The 26,964-nt window shown below is 73.2% G+C and carries 19 protein-coding genes; 5 read left to right on the forward strand and 14 right to left on the reverse strand.

Going from position 1 to position 26,964, the window contains the following annotated elements:
• Positions 1-162: 162 nt before the first annotated feature.
• Complete coding sequence (locus AB0F77_RS12480) at positions 163-1,038, reverse strand: alpha/beta hydrolase (protein ID WP_361945778.1); 876 nt, start codon at positions 1,036-1,038, stop codon at positions 163-165.
• A 98-nt stretch (positions 1,039-1,136) separates the two neighbouring features.
• Positions 1,137-1,370 (reverse strand): ferredoxin, encoded by a 234-nt coding sequence (locus AB0F77_RS12485; RefSeq protein ID WP_361945781.1) that lies wholly within the window; start codon positions 1,368-1,370, stop codon positions 1,137-1,139.
• A 339-nt stretch (positions 1,371-1,709) separates the two neighbouring features.
• Here AB0F77_RS12485 and AB0F77_RS12490 point away from each other — a divergent pair, with 339 nt between their 5' ends.
• From AB0F77_RS12490 to AB0F77_RS12500, 3 genes are read left to right on the forward strand one after another with little or no spacing between them, the layout of a single operon-like run.
• Positions 1,710-1,844, forward strand: a complete 135-nt coding sequence (locus AB0F77_RS12490; RefSeq protein WP_361945784.1) for a hypothetical protein — start codon at positions 1,710-1,712, stop codon at positions 1,842-1,844.
• A 59-nt stretch (positions 1,845-1,903) separates the two neighbouring features.
• Positions 1,904-2,608, forward strand: a complete 705-nt coding sequence (locus AB0F77_RS12495) for a LysR family transcriptional regulator (protein WP_361945787.1) — start codon at positions 1,904-1,906, stop codon at positions 2,606-2,608.
• Complete coding sequence (locus AB0F77_RS12500; RefSeq protein ID WP_361945790.1) at positions 2,601-3,296, forward strand: 4'-phosphopantetheinyl transferase superfamily protein; 696 nt, start codon at positions 2,601-2,603, stop codon at positions 3,294-3,296. The genes AB0F77_RS12495 and AB0F77_RS12500 overlap by 8 nt, the downstream gene beginning before the upstream one ends.
• Positions 3,297-3,385: 89 nt before the next feature.
• Here AB0F77_RS12500 and AB0F77_RS12505 read toward each other — a convergent pair whose 3' ends face one another.
• From AB0F77_RS12505 to AB0F77_RS12560, 12 genes are all read right to left on the reverse strand, one after another.
• Complete coding sequence (locus AB0F77_RS12505; protein WP_361945793.1) at positions 3,386-3,625, reverse strand: acyl carrier protein; 240 nt, start codon at positions 3,623-3,625, stop codon at positions 3,386-3,388.
• On the reverse strand, positions 3,622-4,638 hold the full coding sequence (locus tag AB0F77_RS12510) for a beta-ketoacyl-ACP synthase III (RefSeq protein ID WP_361945796.1): 1,017 nt from the start codon (positions 4,636-4,638) through the stop codon (positions 3,622-3,624). Before AB0F77_RS12510 ends, AB0F77_RS12505 begins: the two co-directional genes overlap by 4 nt.
• 45 nt (positions 4,639-4,683) lie before the next feature.
• Positions 4,684-8,802 carry an amino acid adenylation domain-containing protein gene (locus AB0F77_RS12515; protein WP_361945799.1) on the reverse strand — a complete coding sequence of 1,373 codons (4,119 nt, stop codon included), beginning with the start codon at positions 8,800-8,802 and terminating at the stop codon, positions 4,684-4,686.
• Complete coding sequence (locus AB0F77_RS12520) at positions 8,799-9,605, reverse strand: thioesterase domain-containing protein (protein WP_361945802.1); 807 nt, start codon at positions 9,603-9,605, stop codon at positions 8,799-8,801. The genes AB0F77_RS12515 and AB0F77_RS12520 overlap by 4 nt, the downstream gene beginning before the upstream one ends.
• 61 nt (positions 9,606-9,666) lie before the next feature.
• Positions 9,667-11,235, reverse strand: coding sequence for a long-chain-fatty-acid--CoA ligase (locus AB0F77_RS12525; protein WP_361945805.1), 1,569 nt, complete (start codon positions 11,233-11,235; stop codon positions 9,667-9,669).
• Positions 11,236-11,258: 23 nt separating this feature from the next.
• On the reverse strand, positions 11,259-13,415 hold the full coding sequence (locus AB0F77_RS12530) for a beta-ketoacyl synthase N-terminal-like domain-containing protein (protein ID WP_361945807.1): 2,157 nt from the start codon (positions 13,413-13,415) through the stop codon (positions 11,259-11,261).
• Positions 13,416-13,430: 15 nt separating this feature from the next.
• On the reverse strand, positions 13,431-19,871 hold the full coding sequence (locus AB0F77_RS12535) for a type I polyketide synthase (protein WP_361945810.1): 6,441 nt from the start codon (positions 19,869-19,871) through the stop codon (positions 13,431-13,433).
• A 119-nt stretch (positions 19,872-19,990) separates the two neighbouring features.
• Entirely contained in the window at positions 19,991-20,401 is a 411-nt protein-coding gene (locus AB0F77_RS12540; protein ID WP_361945813.1) for an acyl carrier protein, read from the reverse strand.
• Positions 20,391-20,981: an FcoT family thioesterase gene (locus AB0F77_RS12545; protein ID WP_361945816.1), complete on the reverse strand. Its 591-nt coding sequence runs from the start codon at positions 20,979-20,981 to the stop codon at positions 20,391-20,393. Before AB0F77_RS12545 ends, AB0F77_RS12540 begins: the two co-directional genes overlap by 11 nt.
• Before the next feature lie 12 nt (positions 20,982-20,993).
• Positions 20,994-22,223, reverse strand: coding sequence for a cytochrome P450 (locus AB0F77_RS12550; protein WP_361945819.1), 1,230 nt, complete (start codon positions 22,221-22,223; stop codon positions 20,994-20,996).
• Positions 22,216-23,454: a cytochrome P450 gene (locus tag AB0F77_RS12555; RefSeq protein WP_361945822.1), complete on the reverse strand. Its 1,239-nt coding sequence runs from the start codon at positions 23,452-23,454 to the stop codon at positions 22,216-22,218. The genes AB0F77_RS12550 and AB0F77_RS12555 overlap by 8 nt, the downstream gene beginning before the upstream one ends.
• A 29-nt stretch (positions 23,455-23,483) precedes the next feature.
• Positions 23,484-24,371, reverse strand: a complete 888-nt coding sequence (locus AB0F77_RS12560) for a TauD/TfdA family dioxygenase (protein ID WP_361945825.1) — start codon at positions 24,369-24,371, stop codon at positions 23,484-23,486.
• A gap of 421 nt (positions 24,372-24,792) precedes the next feature.
• On the opposite strand from AB0F77_RS12560, the gene AB0F77_RS12565 reads away from it, so the two are divergent.
• On the forward strand, positions 24,793-25,458 hold the full coding sequence (locus AB0F77_RS12565; protein ID WP_361945828.1) for a TetR/AcrR family transcriptional regulator: 666 nt from the start codon (positions 24,793-24,795) through the stop codon (positions 25,456-25,458).
• A gap of 128 nt (positions 25,459-25,586) precedes the next feature.
• The gene (locus tag AB0F77_RS12570; protein WP_361945831.1) at positions 25,587-26,858 is read left to right on the forward strand and encodes an MFS transporter; all 1,272 of its coding nucleotides are present in this window, start codon (positions 25,587-25,589) and stop codon (positions 26,856-26,858) included.
• Positions 26,859-26,964: the final 106 nt, after the last annotated feature.

The raw sequence follows: 26,964 nt of genomic DNA on the forward strand, positions 1-26,964 counted from the left end.
CGGCAGGTCCGGACCCGCAAGGACCAGGACCCGCGGAACCCCGACCGGCGAAGCCGGAACCCGTGGGCCGGGGCCGGGAGAACGGACGCGCGGTCACCCCACGCGGAGTCACCGGCCCCGAGGCCACCGGGACACGGGGTCACCGGCCCCTGAGTCACCGGGTCACGCCGCGGATGCGGACGCGTCGCGGACCTCGTCGAGGAAGTCGGACACCCGGGCGACGACCTTGGGCGCGGTGATGATGCGGTGGTGTCCGTACCCCTTGGTGAGGAACAGCTCCACCCGGGAGCCGTACGCCTCGGCGGTCTCGTGGGCCTGGAGCAGCTGGGCGCGCGGGTCGGTCTCGTCGTGGGCGAGCAGGATCCGCTCCACGGCGATCTGTTCGGGGGCGTGCGGCACGGCGAAGCGGTTCCAGATGTCCGGCTCCCCGGGGAACAGCTCGCGCTCCACACGCCGGCGCATCTCGCCCTCCAGCTTGCCGGTCACGCCGAGTTCACGGAGGAACCCGGTAATCAGGTGGTCGAAGCGGCTCACGCCCGCGATGCCGACCAGGGCCTCGGTCTTGACGCCCTCGCGCACGGCGAAGAAGGACGACAGCGAGCCGAAGGAGTAGCCGACCATCGCGCCGAACGCCCCGTACTGGTCCTGGAGTTCGCGGATGATGTCGCGGAACTCCAGGATGGTGGTGCTGGTGCCCTCCGACTCGCCGTGGCCGGGGGCGTCGAAGGCGATCACGGTGTGGCCGCGCTCGCGCAGTTCGGCGACGAGGGCGCCGAAGCGCAGGGCGCGCGAGGCCCAGCCGTGCACGAGGAGGACCGGGCGGGGTCCCTCGCCCCAGCGGTACGTCGTGACCGTCTTGCCGGCGACCAGCAGCCGTCCGCGCACGGCGAGTTCGCTCACCGGCTGGTCGGCGCCCCGGACCTTGGCGCGGCCGATGGGCCGCCGGAAGAGCGCGAAGGCACCCTTGCCCGCGAGCCCCGGCGCGACCTTGGCCGTGGTGTTGAGGGTTGCGCTCAGAGTCGCAGCGATGGGGTCCATGTCCGGCCTCCTGGAGCCAAGTTCGAGGGCCAAGATAGTAGCACGACCGTTCGCACAGTTTTAGGGGTGCCCGACGGCCGTGTCGCGCCGGCGGCCATCTACCGCTCCCCGGGGAAGAGTTCGCGCCCGGAGGCGCCGTCGATGATCGAGATCGCCTCCAGCGGACACAGTTCGGCGGCGCGCATCACCCTTTCCTCTGCGGGCACCGATTCCCGCTCGGCGCGCGACTGCCCCTCGGCGTCCATGGCGAAGACGCCGGGGGCCGTCGAAACACAGATGGTCGATCCGACACAGCGGGAACGCTCGACCTTCAGACGCCAATCGTCACTCATGATTCACCCGTTTCTCTTTTCACACACGTAACTCCGGCCCCACGGACACCGGTTATCCCCATGCATTACCGGTGAGTTCTACTCGGGGGTAGAAAAAGGTACGGACTTACCGCACCTCACCGGTCGCGGATGGCTAGGATCGCTCCTGGTGCCCCGAGCCGCCGACACCATAAAATCTCCCCTAAGTGGACATATCCACCAGCATCTTGACGCGAAATGGCGAGTGACAGCAGTATAAGCACGAACGTTCGTACACTACAGGGGGGTGGGGTGCCAGTGTTTCGATTCGTCAGGCGATTCGCGTCAAGCAGCACCGAAACGGGCGATGCCGACGTTCTGGTGAGCGTCGAGCGATTCCACAGGTCGCGCTTCACGCAGTACGCGTCAGGGCCCAACGGTGCGTTCAAGAGCGAGCTGGACCAGCGAATCGACCGGGAACTCGTCGGCGCGGACGAGCAGTTCCGGAATTCCTGATTCAGTCGGCGCCCGTCACGGGACGCTTCGCACACATCACCAATACATGGGGGACTCACATGGTTATAGCCGAGATAGCGCGACATCAGGCCGCAGCGCCGGCCGTCGCGCACACGGGGGCAGATCTCGGGCTCAGCCGCCTGCGCTCCTTCGTCTGCCTGGCGGAGGAACTGCACTTCGGCCGCGCTGCCCAGCGCCTGCACATCAGTCAGCCGGCGCTCAGTCAGCAGATCGTCCGTCTCGAACGGGAGGTCTCGGCCTCCCTGCTGTGGCGCACCAACCGTTCCGTCTGGCTGACCCCGGCCGGACGGGAGTTCCTCAAGGGCGCACGTGCCGCGCTGCACGTCCTGGAGGAGACCACGCACGCCACCCGCAAGCTCGCCCATGGCCGGACACCGCTCGTCCTCAGCCATGTGCCGCACGCCTCCGCCGACCTGGGCACCTTCGTCGAGGCGTTCCGTTCGGCGCTCAAGGAACAGCTCTTCCAGACCACGGCCGTACGGGTCGCGCGGCACAACCTGGAGGAGCACCGGCACGCCCTCCAGGACGGCCGCGCCGTCCTGGGCATCCGCCCGGCGGACGGCACCGCCGACGTGTGCGGTCTGGTCTCGGCGGACATCACGGTGTCCGCGGCGCCCGAGGACGGTGGGGACGGCGGCTCCCACCGGCTGCGGCTGAGCTGGCCCGAGTGGGCGAGCCCCGCCGAGGTCGACCGGCTGCTCGCGGTCGCGCAGAGCCTCGCACCGGCCCACACCGGTGACTGAGGGGCTTCTCGCCCGGCTGCCGCCCGCCCGCTGCCACGCGGTCGAAAGGATCGGGGATCCCGCTTCGAGCGGGGTCCCCGACCCGTTGCACCCGGAGGAGGTCCGGGCCTCCGCCACGTTCGGGGCCCGCCGGCTGCGCGACTTCGCCGCGGTGCGCGGCTGTGCCCGCGGCGCGCTCTCGGCGCTCGGGCACGACCCCGTACCGCTGCTGCCGGGGCCCGGCGGCGCCCCGGTGTGGCCGAAGGGGGTCGTGGGGAGCATGACGCACTGCGCGGGCTTCCAGGGCGCGGTCGTCGCGCACGAGCGCGACCTGCTGTCGGTCGGTGTGGACGCCGAGCCCGCCGAGGGGCTGCGCCACGGGCTGCCCGAGCACATCTGCTCCGGGGAGCGCGAACCGGCCGCGGTGCGTTCGCTGTCGGCCCGTGCTCCGCGTGTTCCCTGGGACAAGGTCCTCTTCTCCGCGAAGGAGTCCGTCTACAAGGCGTGGTTCCCGCTGACCGGACGCCGGCTGGGTTTCGAGCAGGCGGAGGTGGTGATGCGCGCGGATTCGGCCACCGGAGGTGTGTTCCGTGCGCGCCTGCTGGGTGAGCGGGTGCTGCTGGACCGGATGTGTCCGACCGGCTTCCACGGCCGGTGGGCCGTGGACCGCGGACTGGTGGTCACCGCCGTCCCGGTTCCCGCACCCTGACGGGGCCCGGTCGCCGGGACCGGCGGCCGGCCAGGGGTGAGCGCCCGACCGGGACGGGGGTGGCCCGGCCGGGCGCGTCCGGGGGCGGGTCAGCTGGGCGAGGGGCAGGACTCCGCGACCCGCACCAGGTCCCCGACGGTCTCCGCCTCGGCGAGGGCCGCGTCGTCGACCTGACCGCCGAACCTGCGCTCCAGGGCGAAGCCGACCTCCAGCATGGTGAGCGAGTCCAGGTCCAGCGAGGCGAGCGGCGTGTCCGTGTCGACCCCCTGGGCGGGCAGCTCGCAGTGGTCGGCCAGGATCTCGGTCACGCCCTCGATGGTGGTGTTCACGGTGTGTCCTCTCCGTCGTTCAGTGCGATCTTGGGCCATTCACAGAGGGCCGAACCCCAGGTGAGTCCGGCGCCGAAAGCGGTGAGCAGGACGGTCGCGCCCTCCGTCACCGAGCCGGTCGCCACGCCGTGGGCGAGCGCCAGCGGGATGGAGGCGGCCGAGGTGTTGCCCACCCGGTCGATGTTGCTGACGAGGCTCTCCTCGGGGAGGCCGAGCTGGTCGGCCACGGCCCGCAGGATGCGGATGTTGGCCTGGTGTCCGACGAGGCGGTCGACCGCGGCCGGTTCGCTCCCGGCGCGGGCGAGGACCGCGCGGGACGACGCCGTCATACGGGTCACCGCGTTCACGAAGACCTCACGGCCCCGCATGGTCATCCAGGCCGTGTCCGGGTCGGCGGGCAGTCCCCCGGAACGCTGCCGCGAACCGCCGCCCGGGACGATGATCAGGTCGTCCTGGGCGCCGTCGCTGCCCAGGTCGAAGAGGTTGAGCGCGCCGGGCTCCTCGGGGGCTCCGGCGCGCAGGACGACGGCGCCCGCGCCGTCGCCGAACAGCGGGCGGACCACCTTGTCCGCCGGGTCGAGCACGGTCGAGAACGTGTCGGCGCCGATCACCAGGGCGCTGTCGGCTAGGCCGCCGCGCACCAGCGCGGCGCCGGTGGCGAGGGCGTAGACGAAGCCGGTGCACACGGCGTTGACGTCGAAGGCGGCGACGCCGCCCATGCCCAGCCGGGCGGCGACCGCGGGGGCCGTGCCCGGGATCTGGTGGTCGGGGGTGGCGGTGGCCAGCACGACGGCGTCCGCCGCGGCGACGCCGGCCGAGGCCAGCGCGCGGGCGCCCGCCTCGACGGCGAGGTCCGACGTGGCGGTGCCGGGGTCGCACACGTGGCGCCGGCGGATGCCGGTCCTGCGGTGGATCCACTCGTCGGTGACGTCGAGTTCGCGGCCGAGTTCCTCGTTGGTGACGATGCGCGGCGGCAGCCACGCGCCCAGTCCGCTCAGTACCGCGGCGGTCATGGGTCCTCCTCTTGTGCGGTCGGTTTGCGGTGTGGCGCCGTTCGGTCAGTGGGGCAGGGCCCCCACGAGGAGGCAGTGGACGGGGAGTTGGGCACCGGTGAGGGCGAACAGGGTCCGTACGTCGTCCTCGGCGGCGCCGCCCACGGGGCAGAGGCCGAGGCCGTGGGCCGGTGCCACGGTGGCGAGCAGTTGGGTCTGGCAGCCGGCCTCGATCAGCGCGAGGTCCCGGGCGCGTTCGCCGTACAGGGGCTCCAGCGCCGCCCGGTCCAGGACCAGATGGACACCGAACGCGGCCGTGCCCGCGGTGTCCCGGTTGGCCGGCCAGTGCGCCCCGGGCGGCAGTCGCCCGCCCTCCCCCACGGGCAGCAGGGCGTGCTCGGCCGGGTGGTAGTAGTAGGTGCCGCCGGGTGTCCCCTCGACCCGGTCGGGGCGGATCTCGACGTACGCCTGTACGGCGTGCACGGCGCCGGTCGACGGATGGCGGGCGCGGACGTCCGCGCCGTCGGTCCACTGCCGCAGCGCGCCGGTGAACGCGGCGAACGCCTCGCGGGGCACCGGGTTCGGCGCGAAAGCGCGGACGGTGCGTCTGCGGACGGCCGGGACCTCCCGTACGGGCACGTCGGGCAGGGGCAGCGCGTCCGGTCCGAGGGGCCGCAGCGCGGGGCGGGAGCGGGTGTGCCGGGCGCGCTCGCCGGGGTCGGTGAGCACGGCGGGTCCGGTGGGCGCGGCGGAGCCGGTCTCCCCGGGTCCTTCGGCGCGGGCGCACCATTCGGCGATGGCCCGGGGGCTGCCGAGGCGGAACAGCTCCTCCACCGGTGGGCGGCGGCCGAACGCGGTACCGAGGGCGGACGCCAGCCGGACCAGGCCGAGGGAGTCGGCGCCCGCGGCGAGCAGCGGCAGGTCCGGGTCGGTCAGGTCGAGGTCGAGCACCCGGGTCGCGGTCTCCAGGACGGTGGCCAGGGCGGGATCGTCGACGGCCGGTGACGGGGCGGCGGCGCGCGGGCGTTCGGCGGCCAGCCGGGCCCGGTCGACCTTGCCGTTCGCGGTGAGCGGGAGGGCGGCGACGAGGGTGAGGCCGCGCGGCACCATCGCCTCGGGGAGCCGGGCGGCGAGATGGGCCAGCAGGTCCTCCTCGTCGGCCGGTGCGGCGCCGGCGCGGGCCACGGCGTAGGCGGCCAGATGCCGGCCGTGTCCCTCGCCGCGCACGGCGACCGCGGCGGCGGTGACCGCCGGGTGGCCGAGCAACGCGGCCTCGATCTCCTCCAGTTCGATGCGGTGCCCGTTGAGCTTGACCTGCTGGTCCTCGCGGCCGAGGAACTCGATCCAGCCCTCGGGGCGGAAGCGTCCGAGGTCTCCGGTGCGGTAGATCCGCTCCCCCGTGGCAGGCCGGACGACGAAGGAGCGCGCGGTCTGCTCGGGTGCGCCGAGGTAGCCGGTGGCGACTCCCGCGCCGCCGATGCAGATCTCCCCCACCGCCCAGTCGGGGCGTTCGGACAGCCGCTCGTCGAGGACGTACATGTGCTGTCCGCGCAGCGGGGTGCCGTACGGGATGCTGTGCCAGGCGGGGTCGACCTTGTCGATCGGGTGGTGGATGGACCAGACGGCCCCTTCGGTGGCGCCGCCGAGTCCGATCACCCGGGCGCCGGGGGCGAGGGCGCGGACGCGGTCGGGCAGGGTGACCGGGATCCAGTCGCCGCTGAGCAGGACGAGCCGCAGGGGCGCGGCGAGGGGCCGTTCGCCCCGGGCGTCGGTGAGCAGTTGCAGCAGGGCGGGGGCGGAGTTCCAGACGGTGACCCGGTGCCGCTCCATCAGGGCGGCCCAGGCCAGGGGGTCGCGGCGGGCCTCGGGGCCCGACAGGACGAGGGTGCCGCCGGCGGCCAGCGTGCCGAAGACGTCCCACACGGAGAGGTCGAAGGTGAGGGCGGAGACACCGAGGACACGGTCCGATGCGCTCACGCCGAAGCGGTCGTTGACGTCGAGGACGGTGTTCACGGCGGCCCGGTGGGTCAGGGTCACGCCCTTGGGACGCCCCGTGGACCCGGAGGTGAAGATCACGTACGCCAGGTCGTCGGGGCCGGTGCCCGCGTCCGGGCCGGTGTCGCCCCCGGTGTCCGTGCCGGTGTCGGTGCTCGAGCCGGGCCGGGCGTCAGGTGTGTCGGTCACCGGGTGGACCCGTACGCCGGACGGCCAGGGCAGGTCGAGTCGGGGCTGGGTGAGGGCGTGGTGGACGTCGGCGTCGGTCAGCAGGGCGGCGCGGCGGGCGTCGGGCCAGTGCGGGTCGACCGGCAGGTAGGCGGCGCCCGCCCGCAGCACGGCCAGCACCGCGACGACCTGTTCCCAGCCCTTCTCCATGGCGACGGCGACCCGGTCGCCCCGCCGGACACCGGCGTGCCGCAGCTCGCGGGCCGTACGGCGGGACAGGAGGTCCACCTCGTGGTAGCTGAGCGCCCGTTCGCCGGAGACGACGGCGGTCGCGGCGGGCGTCGCGGCGACGGACGCGGCGAACAGGCCGTGCAGCGTGGGCCCTTCGTGGGGTTCGCCGGTGCTGTTGTACCGCTCGCGCGCCGCCCGCGTGTGCGCCGGCAGTGCGACCGGCCAGGGCGTGCGCCAGCACCGGTCGTCCCCGGCGAGGTCGTCGAGCAGCCGCAGGAAGGCGGCGAGCATGGTCTCGGGCACCCGGTCGGCGAACAGTCCCTCGACCAGGTCCCAGGTGACGACCAGGGCGCCGTCCTCCTCGTAGAGCTGCTGGTCGAGCCAGACCTGCGGGGTCTGGCTGAGGCCGTAGGTCTGGCGGCCGAGCCAGGCGAAGGCGTCCATGGCCTGGCCGCGGCTGCTGAGGATGCTGGTGAACACCACGGGCGCCGAGGCCGGCTGCGGTCCGCCCCGCAGCCGGGTGGCCTCGCGCAGGATCCGCACCCCGCCGACGGAGCCGTGCGCGAGGTGTTCGAGGAGCTGGTCGCGCAGGCCGCGGGCGTGCTCCACGAACGGCACCTCGCGGGCGCAGTCGACGTCGAGCACGGTGAAGTCGGTGAAGTCGCCGACGACGTCGCCGATCCCGGGGTGCAGCGGACGCCGGTTGAAGAGGGTCTGGTTGAGGCAGAACCGGCGGTTCTTGCTCCACTCGGCGAGGACGGCGCTGTAGGCGGCGAGCAGCACGGTGGACGGGGTGAGGTTCTCCTCGGCGCAGCGCCGCTTGAGCCGCCGCCAGGTCCCGGCGTCCAGGGTGGCGCCGAGCCTGACGAAGCGCGGGTCGCCCTCGGCGGGACCGCCCGTGGCCAGGGGGAGTTCGGGCGGCGGGGGCAGGGTGGCGGCGCGGGCCCGCCAGTACGCGAGGTCGGCGGCCCGCACCGGGCGGCGGCGCTCGGCGAGGACGTAGTCGCGGAAGGTGATCTCGACCGGGGGCAGCGGGGTGTCCGGGTCCGTGTACAGGGCGCCGAGGTCGCGGGCGAGGATCTGCCAGCTCCAGGCGTCGGCGGCCACCAGGTCGCCGCTGAGGTGGACCCGTCCGCGTCCTTCGGGCAGCAGGGTCAGTTCCACCTTGAACGGCGGCCACCGGCCGGGGACCTCGGCGCGGTGGGAGAGCCGGTCCCGGATCACCGCGAGCCGCTGCTCCAGTGCCGCGACAGGCGATGTTTGCCCGTCAAGGAGCGGCGTCCGCGACGGGGCGGGCATTGCCTGTCGCGGCACTGGCTGGGGGGTGGCCGCTTCGCGCAGGTCGTGCACGGGGAGGGTCCAGGCGGGCGGTTCGGGCAGCACGCGCTGGCGGCCGTCGGCGTCGACGACCGCGCGCAGCATCGGGTGCCTGCGCAGCAGCAGTCCCCAGGCCCGTTCCAGCCGTGCGGCGTCGAGGGCTTCGGGGCGGTCGTACTCCGCGTAGGAGTGGGCGGTGACGCCGACGGCGAAGCCGTTGCCCCGGCCGATCCAGTACGCCTGCTGGATCTCGCCGAGCGGGAAGGGTTCGTGGGCGGCGGCGGGGTCGGGCAGCAGCCGGTCCGGGCCGCCGTCGCGCAGCAGGGCGAGGAGGTCGGGCTTGGCCTCGGCGATGCGGGCGCGCAGCCGGTCGGTGAGGGCGCCCTCGGGGGCGCGGCAGCGCAGCCGGTCGCCGTCGGCGCTCAGGTCCACGCCCCGGGCGGCGAGTTCGGACAGCAGGTCGGCGGCGTTCATGCGGTGCCGGCCCCCTTGTCGGCGCGCGGGCCGGCTCCCCCGTCGGCGGCTGCGGCGGGTGTCCCGGGGTTCAGTCGGCTCCGGAGCATGCCGCGGACGACGTGCTGGAGCGTGAAGAGGAAGAAGTGGCCGCCGGGCAGCGCCGCGCTGTGGAAGGGGCCGGTGGTGTGGTCGCGCCAGGCGGTCAGGGTGTCCTCCGGGACGAGCGGGTCGTCGGCTCCGCCGAGCGCGGTGAGCGGGACGTTCAGCGCGGGGCGGGGCCGGTGCCGGTGGCGGGCGCACAGGCTGAGGTCGGTGCGCAGCACGGGCCGTACGGCGGCGCCGAGTTCGCGGTCGTCGGCGCCGGGCCCTTCGAGCAGGCCGAGCATCCGGCCGGCCTGCTCCTCGGAGACGGTGTCGCCGGTGTAGCCGGGCCAGCGCAGATGGGGGGCGCGGTGGCCGGAGACGACCAGGTGGGCGGGGCCCCGTCCGACGAGGTGGTGGGTGAGTTCGTAGGCGAGCAGGGCGCCCATGCTGTGGCCGAGGAACGCGTAGGGGGTGTCGTGCAGCCACGGGTCGAGGCCCTTGGCGGTGTCCGCGACGAGGGAGTCCATGTCCTCGTGCGCCGGTTCGTCGAGCCGGGTGCCGCGGCCGGGGAGCTGGACGGGCAGCACGTCGACGTCCCGGCCGAGGGCGTCGCGCCAGTCGCGGAACGCGGAGGCGCCCGCTCCGGCGTGCGGGAAGCAGAACAGCCGCAGCCGGGCCGTCCTGCGCGGTGGGCCGTAGGGGAGCCACACCGGGTGGTCGTGCGTCGCTGTCGTCACTGTCGCCGCTTCCTCTTGTCGTCCCTGGCCGATTCCCGAGCGGATCCCCGTGCGCCGTGGGTCAGTTGACCTGGCGTTCGCGGCCGGTCCAGTACCGGTCGCGCAGGGTGCGCCGCAGGGTCTTGCCGCTGGGGTTGCGCGGTACGCGGTCGATGAACTCGTAGGTGGTGGGGATCTTGAAGTCGGCGATGCGGCCCTTCAGGGAGAGCATCAGCTCGCGCGGTGTCGCCCGCTGTCCGGCGCCGAGGACGACGAAGGCGTGCACCGCCTCGCCCCAGCGGTCGTGCGGGACGCCGATGACGGCGGCCTCGGCGACGGCGGGGTGGGTGCACAGGGCGTTCTCCACCTCGGCCGGGTAGACGTTCTCGCCGGCGACGATGACGGTGTCCTTGATGCGGTCGCAGATGAAGACGTAGCCGTCCTCGTCGAGGTAGCCGGCGTCCCCGGTGTGGATCCAGCCGTCCACGAGGGTGCGGTCGGTGGCCTCCTTCAGGCCCCAGTACTCCAGCATGGCCGCGGGTGTGTGCAGCAGGATCTCACCGATCCCGCCCGGCGCGAGGGGTGTGCCGTCGTCGTCGACGGCCCTGGCCACGACGCCCGGGTAGGGGCGTCCCGCGGCCTTGAGGCGGGGGCTGCCGACGACGTGGTCCGCGGGCGGCAGGCACACGGCGGTGTTGCCGGTCTCGGTGAGTCCGTAGATCTGCGCGAAGTCGCAGCCGAGCACCTCGATGCCGCGGGTCAGCAGGCTCTCGGAGATGGGGGAACCGCCGTAGACGATCTTGCGGAGGGTGCGGAAGTCCTCGGGTCCGGTGCCGGGTTCGGCGAGGATCATCTGGAGCATCGCCGGGACCACGCAGGCCGTGGTGACGCCTCCCTCACGGATGAGGCGTACGGCGTCGTGGCTGGTGAACATGCGCATCGCGACGTTGGTGACACCGGCGTTGAAGCCCTGCACGGCCCACCACAGGCCGCCCACGTGGAAGCCGGGGATGCCGATGAGGCTGCGGTCGCCGGGCCGCCAGTCGATCCAGTCGAGGCCCGCGGCGGCGAGTGCGTCGCGGATGCGGAAGAAGCTGCGGTGGGCGAGGACGACTCCCTTGGGCAGTCCGGTCGTTCCGCTGGTGTAGAGCTGCGCGAGGGGGGTCTCGGGGTGGGCCGTGACCGCCAGGTCGCCGTGCGGATGGGCGGACTTCCAGGCGAGGTACCCGGTGTCCGGGCGTCCCGGTGCCTCGACCTCGACGACGGCGCGCAGATCGGGCAGCGCGGTGCGGTCGGCGACGGCGGGCAGGAACTCCGGTTCCACGAAGAGGACTTCGGCCCGGGAGTCGCGCAGGATGTGGTCGACCTCGCCGGCCGCGAGCCGCCAGTTGATGGGGACGAGGACGGTTCCGCTCTTGGCGCAGGCGAAGAGGATCTCGTAGTAGAACTCGGACTCCTTGCCCAGGTAGCCGACGCGCGAGCCGGGGCCGAGGCCGGCGGCGAGCAGGGCGCGGGCGGCCCGGTCGCTCTCCTGGTGGAGCGTCCGGTAGCCGACGGTGCGGCCCTCGCACTCCACGGCCGTGGCGTCCGGGGTCCGCTGGGCGTGGAAGGCCACGGTGTCCGTGACGGTCTGGAGCTCGTCGAAGTACATGGGTGTCCTGTCCGGGTGGTGGGTCAGCGCCAGATGTTGATGTCGGTCCAGTGGCGGGTGCCGAGCAGTGCGGGTCCCGGCAGCCGGCACAGGGGCGGGCGGGGGCGCGGGGCGACCGCGGTCAGGTCCAGCCGGGCTCCGGCCCGGTGTGCGGCGCCGACCAGGCCGTACCAGCCGGCCTCGTCGAGTGCGCCGGGCACGGTCGTGGGCAGGCCGGCGGCGTCCGGGCGGCGCAGCACCAGCGTGTCGCCTCGGCGCTCCCGCTCCCAGCCGGCCGGCACGGCGCCGGCGTCGGGGGAGCCGGTGACCGCCGGGGCGAGCACGGTCGCGTGCGGCAGGTCGAGCGCGGCGCCGGCGACGGGGACGCCGGTGGCGCGCAGCAGGGAGAGCCAGGCCAGGGCCCGGCCGGTGGTGTCGTCGCCGTGCAGGTGCTCGGCCAGGGCGGGGAAGGCGGGCGGGTGCGGGTCCGCGGTGGCCCGCAGGTCGAGGAAGACCCGGCCGGCGCCGGACGCCGTGCCCGCCGCGTCCTCCGCCTCCCCCTCCTGCGTGTCGCCCGTGACCCGGTCCAGTTCTTCCAGGAGCCGGGTGTTGTCGTGCACCACGGCGGCGTGCCGGTGGGCGAGGTGCTCACGGCGCTCGGCGAGCGTGCGGCACACGGAGGTGTACGTCCAGTCGGTGCGGTCGCCGAGGTGTGCGCGCAGCCTGCGCGCGCCGGCCGCCAGCGCCTGCGGGGTGTGGCCGGACAGCACCAGCAGGGCGGGTCCGGCCGGTTCCTGCCGGGTGGTGCCGTCCGGTTCGGGCACGGCCTCCATGACCAGGTGGGCCGCGGTGCCCGTGAAGCCGGTCGCGCTGACGGCGGCGAGCCGGCGTCCGGCGGACGGCCAGGGTTCGGGTGTGCGGGCCAGCCGCAGCGCGGTGCGGTCCCAGCCGATCCCGGGGTCGGGTTCGTCGGCGCCGGGCTGGGGCGGGATCTCGCCGTGGGAGAGGGCGAGGGCGGTCTTCATGAGGCCGGCCGCGCCGGAGGCGGTCTCCAGGTAGCCGAGGTTGGCCTTGGCCGAGCCCAGGTAGAGGGCGGGCGCCCCGGAGTCCTGCCTGCGGTAGGCCTGGGCCAGGGTCTCCGCCTCGACGATGCCGCCCACGCGGGAGCCGTTGGCCTGGGCCTCCACGTAGCGCACCTCGTGCGCGTCCACCGCGGAGCGCTGGAGGGCGAGGTCGATCACCCGGCGCTGTCCGGCCGTCGAGTACGCGGCGAGGCCGCCCCGGTCGCCGTTCTGGTGCACGGCGCTGCCGCGGATCACCGCGTAGGGGCGGCGGCCGTCCTCGGCGACGTCCCGGTGGCGTTCCAGGACGAGCACCCCGCAGCCCTCGGCGCGCACATAGCCGTCGGCGTGGGCGGTGAAGGGCCGGCAGGTCCCGGTCGGCGAGACCATGCCGGCCTGGGCGAAGACCTCACTGGTGAACGGGGAGAGCAGGAGGTGGCTGACGCCGATCACCGCGACGTCGCACTCCCCGTCGCGCAGCGCCGCGGCGGCCAGGTGCGCCGCAGTGAGCGCCGACGAGCAGGCGGTGTCGAGGGTGAGGGCGGGCCCCTGGACCCCCAGCGCGAGCGCGATGCGCCCGGACGCCGCGCTGAGGGCCGTACCGGTCCCCATGTACGGGGAGAGGTCGTCCTTGCCGAGGCCGTTGCGCAGCCCGGCGAAGTGGTACTCGGCCGTGCTGAGCCCGACGTAGACGCCGACGGTGCGCGAGCGCAGGGCCTCGGGGTCGAGGTTGGCGTCGGCGAGGGCCTGGACGGTGACCTCCAGCAACAGCCGCTGCTGCGGGTCGAGGTGGACGGCCTCCTCGGCGCCGAGTCCGAAGTACCCGGCGTCGAAGAGGTCGACGCCCTCCAGGTAGGCGCCCTTGTCGAGGGTGGGCGCCAGGGGGGCCAGGTCGGCCGTGCCGGTGTCCCAGCGCGGCCGGCCCAGGCTGTCGACGGGCGTGCGGGCCGTGGCGCCGGGGACGACACGGCCGTCGCGCAGCGCGTTCCACAGGGCGTCGGGGCTGTCGATCCCGCCGGGGAGGCGGCAGCCCATGCCGCTGATCGCGACGCCCTGGGTGCGCTCCCGGTGCTGGCGGGCCAGCAGGACCATCAGCTGCTTCCTGGACAGCGAGGCCAGCTGGTCGATGTAGTCGGTCACCGTGTCCTCTCCGGGTCAGAACGTGTACTCGCGCAGTTCGGCGAGTTCGGCGTCGGCTTCCTCGTCGCTGAGCTCGTCCAGCGCGGGGCCGGCGCCGTTCTCGCCGGCCGTCGCGCCGGCCGGGGCCGCCGCGGTCTCGTCGGGCACCAGGCGGGCGGCGATGTGTTCGGCGAGGGCGCCGACCGTGGGGTGGTCGAACAGTGCCGAAGTGGGCAGTGCCGTACGGAAGATGGCCTCCAGGGCGTTCTTCAGCTCGACGGCGGCCAGGGAGTCCAGGCCGAGTTCGAGGAACTTGGCCGCGGAGTCGATGTCGTCGGGCGAGTCGAAGTGCAGGACGGCGGCGACCTGGCCGCGCAGCACCTCGCCGACGGCTCCGGCCCGTTCGGCGGCCGGCCGGGCGATCAGCTCGTCGAGGTCGAAGGCCGGCTCGTCGGAGGCGGTCCTGGGCCGTACGGCGGTGTAGAAGGCGTCGGCCGCGGCGGCTGCGGTGAGGAAGCGTTCCCAGTCGAACTCGCCGATCACCGCCTGCGGCCGGGGCCGGTCCCAGGCGGCGAGGAGCTGGCGCATGCCGTCGGCGGGGGCGAGGAACCTGATGCCCCGGCCCTCGATGGCGCGGATCTGCTGGGCGGTGAGGTCGGCGGCCATGCCGACCTCGGCCCACGGGCCCCAGTTGACGCTGAGGCCGGGCAGACCCTGCGCGGCGCGCTCGTGCATGAGGGCGTCGAGGAAGGCGTTGCCCGCCGCGTAGTTGCTCTGTCCCATGGAGCCGACGACCGACGCGACGGAGGAGTAGGTGACGAAGAACCGCAGTCCCGGCAGGTCCGCGGTGGCCCGGTGGAGCAGCCAGCCGCCGTACATCTTGGGCCGCAGGACGGTGTCGAAGCCGTCCCAGGTCTGCTTGGTGACGGGCGCGTCTGCGAGGACGCCGGCCGCGTGCAGGACGCCGCCGAGCGGGGCCTCGCCGGTGCGCAGTCCGGTCACGATGCGGGAGACGTCCGCCGGGTCGGCGATGTCGCCGCGCAGCACGCTCAGCCGTACGTCGTCGCCCAGTTCGCGGGCGATCCGCCCGGTCTCTGCGGGCTCGACGTCGCGCCTGCTCACCAGGGCGATGTGCCGGGCGCCCTCGCGGACGAGGCGGCGGGCGGCGACCAGGCCGAGGGCGCCGAGGCCGCCGGTGATCAGATAGGTCTCGTCCGGCGACAGCCGCACCGGTGCGGGGGCCGGCTCCGGGACGGGGAACTCCAGCACCAGCTTGCCGGTGTTGGCGCCCCGGCTGAGGACGCCGAACGCCTCCTCGGTCTCGTCCAGGGTGTAGCCGACGGTGGGCAGCGGGCCGAGGTCGCCGGCCTCGACGAGGGAGACGACGGTCTCCAGGATCGACTTGTTGAGCCGGTTCAGGTCGTCGACGGGCAGTTCGCTGAGGTCGAAGTTGTGGTAGGCGACGTCGGGCCGTTCCTCGCGCATGCGTTCGGCGGACCAGATGCCGATCTTGCCGAGTTCCACGAACCTGCCGCCGTCGCCGAGGCAGCGCACCCCGGCCGGGATGTAGTCCTTGTTGAGGCTGTTGAGGACGATGTCGACGCCCGTACCGCCGGTCGCCTCCATGACCTGGGAGGAGAAGTCCAGGGTGCGGGAGTTCATGACGTGCCGTACGCCCTGGGCGCGCAGCAGCGGCCACTTGCGGGGGCTGGCCGTGGCGTACACCTCGGCCCCGGCGAGCCGTGCCAGCTGGACGGCGGCCTGGCCGACGCCGCCGGCCGCGGCGTGCACGAGGACCTTGTCGCCGGGCTTGATGCCGGCGAGGTGGTGGAGGGCGTAGTAGGCGGTGACGTAGGCCGTCGGGAGGGCCGCCGCCTCGGTGAAGCCGATGGTGGAGGGCTTGCGGACGGCGACGGCCGAGGACACGGTGACGCGGCGCCGCATGCAGCCGAGGTGGCTGAGCAGGACCTCGTCGCCGGGGGCGAACTCCGCGTCGGGGCCCGCCGCGTGGACGGTGCCCGCGGCCTCGAAGCCGAGGGGCAGCGGCACGTACTCGGTGCCGGTGTCCAGGGCGTGCCGGCGGAGCATGCCTAGCGCGTTGAGGACGTCCTTGAAGTTGAGCCCGGCGGCGTGGACCCGGACCTCGATCTCGTCGCCCTCGGGGGCGTGGTCCGGGACCGGTACGGGCTTGATGTTGGCGAACTGGCCGAACTCCACGATGGACAGCTCGTAGTTGCCGTCGCCGTCTGCCGGTCCGCCGGCGGCGGCGAGCGGCCGGAGGCGCTGGACGTGGCGGACTCCGGCGCGGACCGCGAGGCGGTGGTCCCCGGTGTCGCCCGCCGCGCACTCGTCGGCCAGCGCGAGCAGGTCGGCGGGGGCGGGCTCGGCGGGCAGGTCGAGGACGGAGACCTTGAGGGCCGGGACCTCGTTGTGCAGCACCGCCGCGAAGCCCCACAGCGAGGCGGCGGCCAGGTCGCCGGGGCGTGCGCTGCCGTGTGCCGGGTCCCGGGGCAGGCGCTGGGCGCCACGGGTGACGAGCAGCAGGCGGGGGGCGCGGTCGGCGGGGATCTCGGCGAGGGCGCCGGTGAGGGCGAGGAGGTCGGTGTAGTTGCGGCGGCTCTCCTCGCGCAGGGCCTCGGCCTCGGCGGCGAGGTCGGCCGTGGGGGCCGAGGCCGCGGGCGGGGTGGCGGCAGGGTTCCAGAACCAGCAGATGTCGGTGATGTCCCGGCGCTCGCGCAGCAGTTGGGCGGCTGCTGCCGCGCCGGCCGCGCGGATGCCGGGGAGTTCGGTGGTGCCCGCCGCGACGAGCAGGGTCTCCCGCTCGCCGGTGGGGCGGGCGGCGGGCAGGGACTTCTTGGTCCAGCGCGGTTCGTGCACCAGTTGCCGGCCGCCGGAGGTGTTGGCCACCCGCTTCAGGCGCAGTCCGCGCACGGTGAAGACGGGCCGCTCGCCCTCCAGGGCGAGGATGTCGGCGGCGAGGTCGCCCTCCCCGGTCTGTGGGAGCAGCCGCAGCAGGGTGCGGACGGTGCCCCGGGGCTTCTTGTGCAGGACGATCCGGTCGAAGCCGACGGGCAGGTAGGTCTGTCCGGTCGGGGCGACCACGGCGAGGGTCTGCATGGCGCAGTCCAGGACGGCCGGGTGCAGCCGGCCGGTGTCGCTGGTGTCGGGGCCGCGCAGCAACGCGGTCGCGATGCCGCCGTCGTGGGTGGACGCCTCCTCGATGCGCCGGAACTCGGGTCCGTAGGCGAGGCCGGCCTCGACGAAGTCGGCGTAGAGGTCGTCGGTGGCGTGGCGGCGGGTGGGCTCCCCGGCCTCGGCGAGCAGGGCGTGTGCCTCCCGTACGGCCTCGCCGCGCGCCTCGTCGTCGGTGTCCGGCTCGACGACGGCGGTGGCGTGCAGGCGCTCGATGTCGCCGTCGGTGCCGGGGGCGAGGCTGACGATGCGGACGTGCGTCCCGCCGTCGTCCCCCGCGGCGAGCCGGGTGCGGACCTCGGTGACGGTGTCCTCGGGCAGGAACAGCGGTTCGTGGATGCGCAGTTCGCGTACGGGCCGCTCGCTCTCGCCGTACACCGCGTCCTGGAGTTCGAGGATCAGGGCGGCGTAGCCGGCGCCGGGGAAGACGGCCTGGCCCATGACGACGTGGTCGGCGAGGTAGGCGGGGTTGTCGGAGCCGAGGAGGGTGCGGAACTCCTGGACGCCGTCGCGCCGTTGCTCCGGGGTGGTGCACTCGGTGCCGAGCAGCGAGGCGGGTCCCTGCGGGGCGGCGGGGGCGCCGAGCCGCTGCCGGGTGCCGGGCAGCCAGTACCGCTTGTCCTCGAAGGCGTACAGCGGCAGGTCGATCCTGCGGCCGGGGCTGCCGCGGTGGTGGGCGGCCCAGTCGACGGGCAGGCCCGCGGTGTAGCAGCGGGCGAGGGCCGAGCGGAGCGCGCCGCCGTCGGTGTCGCCGGGCAGCAGGCTCGGCAGCCACAGGTGCGCGGCGGCGTCGGCGCTCTGCCGGCCCATGCCGGTGAGCGCGCCGGAGGGTCCGACCTCCAGGAAGACGTGCCGGCCGCGGGCCTGGACGCAGCGGACGCCGGCGGCGAAGGCGACGGGCTCGCCGATGTGGCGGACCCAGTAGTCGGGGGTGGCGACGTCGGCGAACTCGGCGATCCGGCCGGTGAGGTTGGAGACGAAGGCGATGGTCGGTTCGTGGAAGGCGATGTCCTGGATCTCGGCGCGGAACGCCTCGGACACCTCGGCCATCAGCGGCGAGTGGAAGGCGTGGGACACCGGCAGTCCCTTGACGTCGAAACCGCGCTCCCGCAGCGTCTGTTCGAGCTCGTCGAGGGACTGCCGGCCGCCGGAGACGACACACTGCTCGGGCGCGTTGACGGCCGCGAAGCTGACGTCGTCGTACGCCTCCAGGAGCGGGGCGACCTGTTCGTCGCGGGCGCGCACGGCGAGCATGCGGCCGGGCGCGGTGACGGACTGCATCAGCCGGGAGCGGGCGGCGACGAGCCGGACCGCGTCCTCCAGGTCGAACAGTCCGGCGACGGTGGCCGCGACGATCTCGCCGATGCTGTGCCCGAGCAGCACGCTGGGCCGCACGCCCCAGTCGATCCACAGCCGGGCCAGCGCGTATTCGAGGGTGAACAGGGCGCACTGGGTGTAGCGGGTCCGGTGGATGTCCTCGTCGGCGCCGTCCGCGAGGCCGAACATCAGGTCGCGCACGGAGCGGTCGAGGTACGGCGTGAACAGTGCGTCGAGGTGGTCGACCTGCTCGCGGAAGAAGGGGTGGCGCTCGTAGAGGTGGCGGCCCATGCCGGTGTACTGGGCGCCCTGGCCGGTGAAGAGGAACGCGACCGCGGCGCCTCGCGGTTCGTCGTCGGCGCGGGTGCCGGACCCCTCGGCGGCCCGGTCCAGCAGGGCGCGTGCCTCGTCGAGGTTCGCGACCGGGGCGGCGAGCCGTACGGGGAAGTGGGCGCGGCCGGTGTTGGCGGTGCGGCAGAAGTCGGCGAGGTCGCTCTCGGGCAGGGTGTCCAGGATGCCGCGCCAGGTCCGGGCCTGGCGGCGCAGGGCGGCGGGGTTCTTGGCGGAGAGGGTGAGCACGGCGTCGGCGCCGGGGGTGCCGGCGGGCTCGGGTGCGGCCTGGGCGGGCGGCTGTTCGAGGACGAGGGAGGCGATGGTGCCGGCGAAGCCGAAGGAGTTGACGACGGCGCGGCGCGTGGCGTCCTGCCAGGGGCGGCCCTCCAGGGGCACCGTGACCCGGTAGTCGTCCCACGGGATGTGCTTGTTGGGAACGGTCAGGTTGAGGTGCGGGTAGATGACGCCGCCCCTCAGCTGGAGGATGGCCTTGACGATGCCTCCGGCGCCCGCGGCGGCCTCCATGTGGCCGATGTTGGTCTTCACCGAGGACACGGTGAGCGGGTCGCCCTCGGCGCGGGAGTCGCCGAACACCGTGTTGATGGCGCCCATTTCGATGGGGTCGCCGAGCGAGGTGCCGGTGCCGTGGGCCTCCACGTAGCCGATGTCGCCGGGTTCGAGCATGGCGTCGGCGAGGGCGGCCCGCATGACGGCGGCCTGGGCGATGCCGTTGGGCACGGTCAGGCCGCCGCTCTCGCCGTCCTGGCGGACCGCCGAGCCGCGGAGCAGGGCGAGGACGCGGTCGCCGTCGCGCTTGGCGTCGGACAGCCGCTTGAGGACGAACATGCCGACGCCCTCGCTGCGGCTGTAGCCGTCGGCGCTCTCGTCGAAGGTCTTGCAACGGCCGTCGGGGGCCAGCATGTTGGCCTGCGAGAAGACGATGTGGTTGCGCGGGTGGTGGATGGCGTTGACGCCGCCGGCGAGCGCGATGTCGCACTCGCGCCGGCGCAGCCCCTGGGCCGCGAGGTGCAGGGCGACCAGCGAGGAGGAGCAGGCGGTGTCGATGCTCATGCAGGGGCCGCGCCAGCCCAGGAAGTAGGAGAGCCGGCCGGAGACGGCGCTGTGCGCGGTGCCGGTGCCGATGTGCGCGTCGAACTCCTCGGGGGCCAGGGTGTCGACCTCGATGGTGTAGTCGACGGAGCTGACGCCGACGTAGACACCGCCGGTGCCGCCGCGCAGGGTGCCCGGGTCGATGTTGGCGGACTCCAGGGCGTGCCAGGAGGCGGCGAGCGCCATGCGCTGCTGGGGGTCGATGTACGCGGCTTCCTTGGGCGCGATGTTGAAGAACGTGGGGTCGAACCGGTCGATCCCGGAGACGAATCCGCCGCCCGCGGTGGCGACCTTGCCCTTGGTGCCGCGCTCGTCGGTGTGCAGTGCGCCGCTGTCCCAGCGGTCGGCCGGGATGGGGCCGATGCCGTCCTGTCCGTCCCGCAGGAACCGGTCGAACCCGTCCAGGGTGGTGTTGTCGCCGGGGAGGTCGATCCCGACGCCCACGACGGCGATGGGCTCGTACTTCTCCATCAGCAGCTGCCGGAGCAGGTCGTCCTTGTCCGAGGCCGATACCGAGGCTGTCATTGCGTCTCTCCCGCTGGTACTGCGCGTGAATGGGGATCGGGGTGCCGGGCAGGGGGCATCGGCCCGGGACGGTCGGCGTGGTGGTCGCGCGTCGTGTCCGGGCCGTGCGGGCGGCGTGGTTATGCCGTGTAGAGCGACTTCAGTACGTCGTCCACGAGCGCCCTGGTGGTGGTCAGCGCGGCGGGCGGTACGACGTCGCCGACGCGCCGCCCGGCGGGCTGGGGGAACTGGTCCGCGAGCACCTCGTCGCGCAGGTGGGTCAGGAGGTGGTCGATCGTGGGGTTGTTGAGCAGGCTGGCGGCGTCGATGGGCCGGCCGAGCACGCCCTCCAGGCGCTGTTCGATCTCGGTGGCGCCGAGCGAGGTGAGTCCGTGGGCGAAGTAGCTCTCGTCGCACGGGAGTTCGTCGTCCTCCCCCATGAGCAGGGCGGTGCGGAACTCGGTGAGGACCAGGTCCTCCAGGAGGGCGGCCCGCTCGGACAGGGCGGTGGCGGCCAGGCGCCGCATCCAGGGGGTGGGTTCAGTGGTCACCGTCGGTGCTCCCGGTCTCGCGGGCGGGCGGGTTGACGATGACGAGGCGGACCTCGCCGGTGCAGTGGCCGCCGTCGTCGTCCCAGTACCGGACGGCCGTGTCGGCGACGACCATGGGCCGCAGGTTGCGGCCGCCGGCGCGTTCGCGGACCGTGCGGAAGGTGATCTCGCCGTGGAAGTGGTGGGCCTTCATGCCCTTGGCGAAGGAGCTGTGGAAGTCGACGATGAGGAAGTCCGGGAGCTGGCGCCGCCAGTAGTCGTCCATCGTCCAGTGCGCGAAGGGTTCGAGCAGCCCTTCCTTCACGGTCTTGGCGACCGTGTAGTACATCATCTGGTTGTAGCAGAGGTTGAACTCGACGGCGTTGAAGTGCCCGGTGTCGTCGATGTAGAAGGGCGCCGGGATCGCGAAGGCGCAGCGGGCGCGGACCAGTCCCTCGTCGGTCAGTTCGACGGTCGCCGTCTTCAGGTACTGGCAGTCGGGCTTGTAGACCTTGAGGACGCGGGCGAGCACGGGGTCGTCCGTGGGGAACGCGGTGGGCGCGGTCCCGGCCGGGCGGGACACTGCGGTGGGCGTGGCCATCGGTCCTCCTCTCTAGAACGTGACCGGGAGCGTGGAGAGTTCGCGGAAGGTGAAGCCGGGCCGGTAGCGCAGCGTGTCCCGGCCGCCGGCCAGGGCCAGGTCCGGGAAGCGGGTGATGAGCTTGGCGAGGGCGACGGCCACCTCCATGCGGCCCAGCTGGGCGCCGGGGCAGAAGTGCGGGCCGAAGCCGAAGCTCACGTGGGTGGTGTCCGGCCGGTCGAAGTCCAGCCGCTCCGGGCAGGCGTACTGCCGCGGGTCGCGGCCGGCGGAGCCGATGGACAGGACGACGGCGCTGCCCGCGGGGATGGCCACTCCCCCGATCTCCAGGTCCTCGGTGGCGAAGCGGCGGATGGCGTTCTGCACGGGCGCCTCGAAGCGCAGCAGTTCCTCGACGGCGCCGGTCATCCGCTCCGGCTTCTCGCGCAGCGCCGCCAGCCGGTCGGGGTCGCGCAGCAGGGCCAGGGCGCCGGAGCTGATCATGCTCAGGGTGGTGTCGTAGCCGCCGATGAGGATCATGAACCCCATGCCGACCATCTCGCTCTCGGTCAGCCGGTCGTCCTGGTCCCGTGCCTCGATGAGGCCGGTGATCAGGGCGTCGTCCGGCTGCTCCCGCTTGAGCGTGATGATCCGCTTGAGGAAGGCCACCATGTCCCGGCAGCCCTGGGCCGAGCCCTCGCGGTCGGTGCCGACGATGGCGTCGGTGTAGCTGCGGAAGATGCCGCGCTCCTCCTCGGGGATGCCGAGCAGGTCGCAGATGATGGTGATGGGCAGCGGCGCGGCGAGCGAGGCGACGAGGTCGGCGCGGCCGTCGCCCTCGGCGATCCGGTCCAGCAGTTGGTCGACGACCCGTTCGACGCGGGAGCGCAGCGACTCGATGCGGCGGCGGGTGAACGCGGCGTTGATCAGCGAGCGGAGCCGGGTGTGGTGCGGCGGGTCGGTGGTGGCCAGCATGACCCGCAGCTCGTCGGGGAGCGGGATGCCCGCGTACCCGTCCCTGTTGTGCCGGGGGTGCCGGGCCAGCCGCTGGTCCGCGAGGCCCTGGCGCACGTCGGCGTAGCGGGTGACCAGCCAGACGCCGGAGCCGTCGGGCGCCGTCACCTTGTGCGCGGGTCCCTGCTCGCGCAGCCGGTCGTACAGCGGGTACGGGTCGGCGAAGTAGCCGTCGTCGAACAGGAGGTGGTCCGTGGTGGTGGAGTGGGCCACCGGGCAGGTGCCCGCGGGTGCCTGTTCGGTCTCAGTCATGCCGTTCGCCTTCCTCGACGGTTCGGGTGACGGGGAGGTGCAGGGGGACGCGGATGAAGTAGGCGCGGCGCCAGGGGATCTCCTGGGGCGCCACGGTGAGCCGCAGTCCCTTCAGCCGGCGCAGTACGGTCTCGACGGCGATCGAGATCTCCAGCCGGGCCAGTTCGTTGCCGGGGCAGACGTGCGGTCCCATGCCGAAGGCGAGGTGGCCGCGGTTGCCGGGGCGCGTGAAGTCGACGCCGTCCGGGTCGGGGTAGCGCGCGGGGTCGCGGTCGGCGGCCGCGATGGACAGCAGGACCGTGTCCCCCGCGGCGATCTCCTGGCCGCCGAGGGACATCGGCTCGGTGGCGAACCGCCGTACGCCGGTGTGCACGGTGCCGTACAGCCGCAGGAACTCCTCGACCACCTCGGGCAGGAGCGAGGGGTCGTCGATGAGTTCGGCGAACTTCTCCCGGTCGCCGAGGAGTCCCATGAGGGTGGCGGCGATCATGCCGACGGAGGTGTCGTAGCCGCCGACCAGCATGACCATCGCGAGGCCGATGACCTCCTGGGGCTTGAGGGGTTCGCCGTCGTCGTCGCGCGCCGCCACCCAGGTCGACAGCATGTCGTCGCCGGGCCGGGCGGCCTTCTCCTCGACGAGGCCGGTGAGGAACGCGAGCATCGCCGCCCCCGCCTCGGCCTGCTCGCGCGGGACGAGGCTGAGCATGCCGTCGCCCCAGCGGCGGAAGTCGGCCCGGCTCTCCGGGGGCACGCCGAGCAGTTCGGCGATGACGGTGATGGGCAGCGGCAGCGCCAGGCCGGTGACCAGGTCCGCCGTTCCCTCCCGTTCGATGCGCGCGGAAATGTCGTCGACGAGTTCTTCCGCCAGTTTCTCGATGCGCGGCCGCAGCATTCCGATCGAGCGCGGTGAGAACGCCTGATTCAGCATGCGCCTGAGCCGGGTGTGCTCCGGCGGGTCCTCCGTGACGACGGAATTCGTGAGGAACTCCGTGGGGTAGGGGGCCCTGCGGTACTCCGGGCCGGCATGGGCGAGCCGGCGGGACAGCCGCTGATCCTTCAGCCCGGAACGCACCGCCTCGTGTTCGGAGACGAACCAGGCGGGCACGCCCTCCGGAGTGACCACACGCCGTACCGGACAGCCGTCGGCGTGGATACCGGCGTACTTCTTGTACGGGTCGCTGAAGAATTCCTCGTCGAATATCCGCTGCTGTGCCGCGGGTTCGCTCGTCATGTCGACTCGATTCGCTCGTCGGATACCACTCAGGCCGCGATGCCCTCGTAGAACGGGTGCTCGTCGTGGACCGTGACGCGGAAGGACGAGGTGGGCTCGGGCCTGGTGGTGTGCAGCGCGCGGTGGATCAGCGAGCGGTTGTCCCACACCAGCAGGTCGCCCTCGTCGAAGGTCTGGAGGTGGATGTTGGGGTGCTGGAAGGTCTGGTCGAGCTGGCCGCTGGCCTCCAGGACGCGCTGGAGCAGGGCGTCGCCGAGGTCGTTGCCGTCGGCGTCGGTGAGACCGAGCGCGAAGCCCTCGCTCAGGTAGAGGATGCGCTCGCCGGTGACCGGGTGGGTGGTGACCGTGGGGTGGGTGACGGTGGGCGTCTCGGCCTCGACGTCGGCCAGGATGTCGACGATCGGGCGGTACACGTCGGTCGGGCGGATCTTGAAGTAGCGCTTGACGCTGTGCCGGCAGAGGCTGTTGTCGACGGCCTCCTTCAGCTCCGTGGACAGCGACTCGTAGGCCCGGCCCATGTCGATGAAGTACGTGCCGCGGTTGGCCTGCGGGATGACCTGCGGGTAGATCAGGGTCAGGCCGAAGGGGCGGGGCATGAACTCGTAGTCGGCGTGCCAGAACTTGCCGGTGCGCGGGACGCCGATCTGCTCGCCCTTGTGCGGGACGTTGGAGGAGACGAAGACGTCCGGCTCCTCCGGGTGCCAGTACATCGGCTGGTAGTAGCGCTCCACCTCGCCGAGGCTGCGGCCCAGTTCGACGAATTCCGCCGGCGAGAGGTGCTGTCCCTTGAGGACGGCGATCTTCTCCGTGTGGACGATCTTCTTCAGGGCACTGAAGTCCTCGGCGGTCGCGGTGGTGGCGTCGAAATCCGAAACGGTGACGCCGAGCGTTTTCCCGGCCTGCTTCGCGATGATCACGGTTCCCCTCCAGGAAGAAATAACCGATTGCACAGCAGGCGCCCACGCATTCCTTGAATTCCGAATTACGGGGCGGCACCTGCTACGGTCGCAGCCGACACTACGAGAGGGGTCCGAGCGGAATCCAATCACTTCTTCTTATCGCCGTGGCACCGAACGCCGGCAAAGCTCCGGACGGGCATCAAGGGCGGAGCATTCAATTCCGCAACCGCCCCGAACGACGAGCGGCCGCACACACCGACGACGCGCCCGCCGGGGGCCGACGGGTGCGGCAGCGGCTCGGGCGTGTCCCGTGTCAGGAGCGGGCAGAGTTAACCCCGAGTCAACAAAACTTTTCGCACGGTCGTTTCCTTAGTAGAATCGCACCCCGCGCACACGACAGCACCCGAGTGCGTGGCCGCCTGCGACGAGGAGAACCGCCATGACCGAGAGGCGTCTTGACGGACGGGTCGAACGGGGCAACCAGACACGACGGCTCGTTCTCCAGCACACCGTCGCCGTGGCTTCTCAGGAGGGTCTGGACGCCCTGTCGCTCGGGCGGCTCGCGGCGGAGCTGAAGCTCAGCAAGAGCGGGGTGTTCGCGCTCTTCGGCTCGAAGGAGGAGCTCCAGCTCGCGACGGTGCGGGCCGCGTCGAAGATCTACGTCACCCACGTCGTGCAGCCCGCCCTCGCGCAGCCGCCGGGGCTGCGGCGGGTGTGGGAACTGAGCGAGGCGTGGCTGAGCTACTCCGGCGCGCGGGTCTTCCCCGGCGGGTGCTTCTTCCAGAAGGTCATCGTCGAGTACAACTCGCGTCCCGGTCCGGTGCAGGACGCGATCCGCGCGGCCGACGGCTCCTGGCGGGAGTTCGTGCGGCAGACCGTCTCGGAGGCGCAGGACGTGGGCGAGATCCGGCCGGAGGCGTCGGTGGACCAGCTGGCCTTCGAGCTGACCTCCTTCTGGGAGACGTCCAACACCCAGTCCCTGCTGATGGAGTCCGACCGGCCCTACGCCCACGCGCGCACGGCCGTCCGCTCGTTGCTGTCGGGCGCGGCGGCGGTGGACGCGGACTTCCTCGCCGAACCGGCAGAGGAACCGATCGGCGCCTGACGGCTTCCCGGCACCCCGGCTCCCCCACCGGACAAGGGGAGGCCGCCTTCCGCTTCCGTGAGCCGTCTGGCTAGCGTCGTTCCCCCAACGTACGCGTCGTCCTCGCGGCGACGCCGGGAAGGAACGACATGAGCCGGACGCCGGGCCCGCCCGCACCGTACGCACCGCAGCGGGCGAGCCGTGCGATCACCTTCGTCCTCGCCGTGGCCTGCGGCCTGACGGTGGCCAACCTCTACTACGCGCAGCCACTGCTCGACCTCATCGCCGACTCCCTCGGCGTCAGCCAGGGCGCGGCCACCGCCGTCGTCACCCTGACCCAGGTCGGCTACGCACTCGGTCTGCTCCTCGTCCTCCCGCTCGGGGACCTCCTGGAGAACCGCAGGCTGGCCACCCGCACACTCGTCGGCACGGCCGCGGCCCTGCTCCTCGCCGGGTTCTCCCCCGCCTTCGGCGTCTTCCTCGCGGCCTCGGTCCTGGTCGGCATCACCTCGGTCGTCGCCCAGGTCCTCGTCCCGCTCGCGGCGCACCTCGCGGCGCCCGAGGAGCGCGGCAGGGTCGTCGGCCGGGTCATGAGCGGTCTGCTCCTGGGCATCCTGCTGGCCCGCACGGTCTCCAGCCTGGTCGCCGGGTTCCTCGGCTGGCGGGCGATCTACCTGGTCTCCGCCGTGCTGATGATCGTGCTCGGCGCGGTGCTGCACCGGGTGCTGCCCGAGCGGCACCCCGGCCACTCCGCCGACTACCGCTCGCTCCTGGCCAGCGTCGGCGAACTGGTGCGGCACGAGCCGGTGCTGCGCCGACGGGCACTGTGCCAGGCGGCCGTGTTCGGTGCGTTCACCGCGTTCTGGACGGCGATCGCCTACGAGCTGATCGACGAACACGGCTTCGGGCAACTGGAGATCGCGGTGTTCGCGCTGGTCGGCGCGAGCGGAGCGGCGGCCGCACCGGTCGCCGGACGCATCGCCGACCGCGGACACGGGCGGCCGGCCAGCGGCGGCGCCCTGCTGCTGGCCTCGCTGGCGCTGCTCCTGGCGCTGCTCGGCCACTCCAGCGTGGTACTGCTGGCGCTGGCCGCGGTGCTGCTGGACTTCGCCGTGCAGTGCCACCTGGTCCTCAGCCAGCACGAGATCTACGGCCTGCACGCCGACGCCCGCGCCCGCATCAACACCGTCTTCATGACGACGGTGTTCACGGGCGGCGCCCTCTCGTCGGCGGTCACGGGCGCGATGCACAGCGCGTACGCCTGGACGGGCGCCTGCGTCCTCGGGATGACGCTCCCTTTCCTGGCCCTCCTGCTCTGGGCCCACGGCATGCGCACCGCGCGCCGCTCCCGCCCCCGGCCGCCCGTCGCCGCGCACCAGCCCCACACCGACCCCGTCCACCAGCCGGCCGACCGCAAGTAGCCCGCAGGAGCCCCCCGTTATGTTCTTGGCGGTCCTGCAAGAGGGCCGCTGGCCTCCGGGCCCGGCATGACTGGTCCCCCCTGTCGAACGGATGACCTGGGGGGTG

It is taken from the genome of Streptomyces sp. NPDC026672 (assembly GCF_040638185.1).
In the GTDB taxonomy this organism is placed as follows: Bacteria; Actinomycetota; Actinomycetes; order Streptomycetales; family Streptomycetaceae; genus Streptomyces.

What these genes read in the sequence shown, in the direction of transcription:
- AB0F77_RS12570 (WP_361945831.1), top strand. Translation starts at nt 25,587, where the DNA reads ATGAGCCGGACGCCGGGCCCGCCCGCACCGTACGCACCGCAGCGGGCG.
- AB0F77_RS12480 (WP_361945778.1), bottom strand. Translation starts at nt 1,038, where the DNA reads ATGGACCCCATCGCTGCGACTCTGAGCGCAACCCTCAACACCACGGCC.
- AB0F77_RS12495 (WP_361945787.1), top strand. Translation starts at nt 1,904, where the DNA reads ATGGTTATAGCCGAGATAGCGCGACATCAGGCCGCAGCGCCGGCCGTC.
- AB0F77_RS12515 (WP_361945799.1), bottom strand. Translation starts at nt 8,802, where the DNA reads ATGAACGCCGCCGACCTGCTGTCCGAACTCGCCGCCCGGGGCGTGGAC.
- AB0F77_RS12555 (WP_361945822.1), bottom strand. Translation starts at nt 23,454, where the DNA reads ATGACGAGCGAACCCGCGGCACAGCAGCGGATATTCGACGAGGAATTC.
- AB0F77_RS12510 (WP_361945796.1), bottom strand. Translation starts at nt 4,638, where the DNA reads ATGACCGCCGCGGTACTGAGCGGACTGGGCGCGTGGCTGCCGCCGCGC.
- AB0F77_RS12525 (WP_361945805.1), bottom strand. Translation starts at nt 11,235, where the DNA reads ATGTACTTCGACGAGCTCCAGACCGTCACGGACACCGTGGCCTTCCAC.
- AB0F77_RS12535 (WP_361945810.1), bottom strand. Translation starts at nt 19,871, where the DNA reads ATGACAGCCTCGGTATCGGCCTCGGACAAGGACGACCTGCTCCGGCAG.
- AB0F77_RS12485 (WP_361945781.1), bottom strand. Translation starts at nt 1,370, where the DNA reads ATGAGTGACGATTGGCGTCTGAAGGTCGAGCGTTCCCGCTGTGTCGGA.
- AB0F77_RS12565 (WP_361945828.1), top strand. Translation starts at nt 24,793, where the DNA reads ATGACCGAGAGGCGTCTTGACGGACGGGTCGAACGGGGCAACCAGACA.
- AB0F77_RS12550 (WP_361945819.1), bottom strand. Translation starts at nt 22,223, where the DNA reads ATGACTGAGACCGAACAGGCACCCGCGGGCACCTGCCCGGTGGCCCAC.
- AB0F77_RS12545 (WP_361945816.1), bottom strand. Translation starts at nt 20,981, where the DNA reads ATGGCCACGCCCACCGCAGTGTCCCGCCCGGCCGGGACCGCGCCCACC.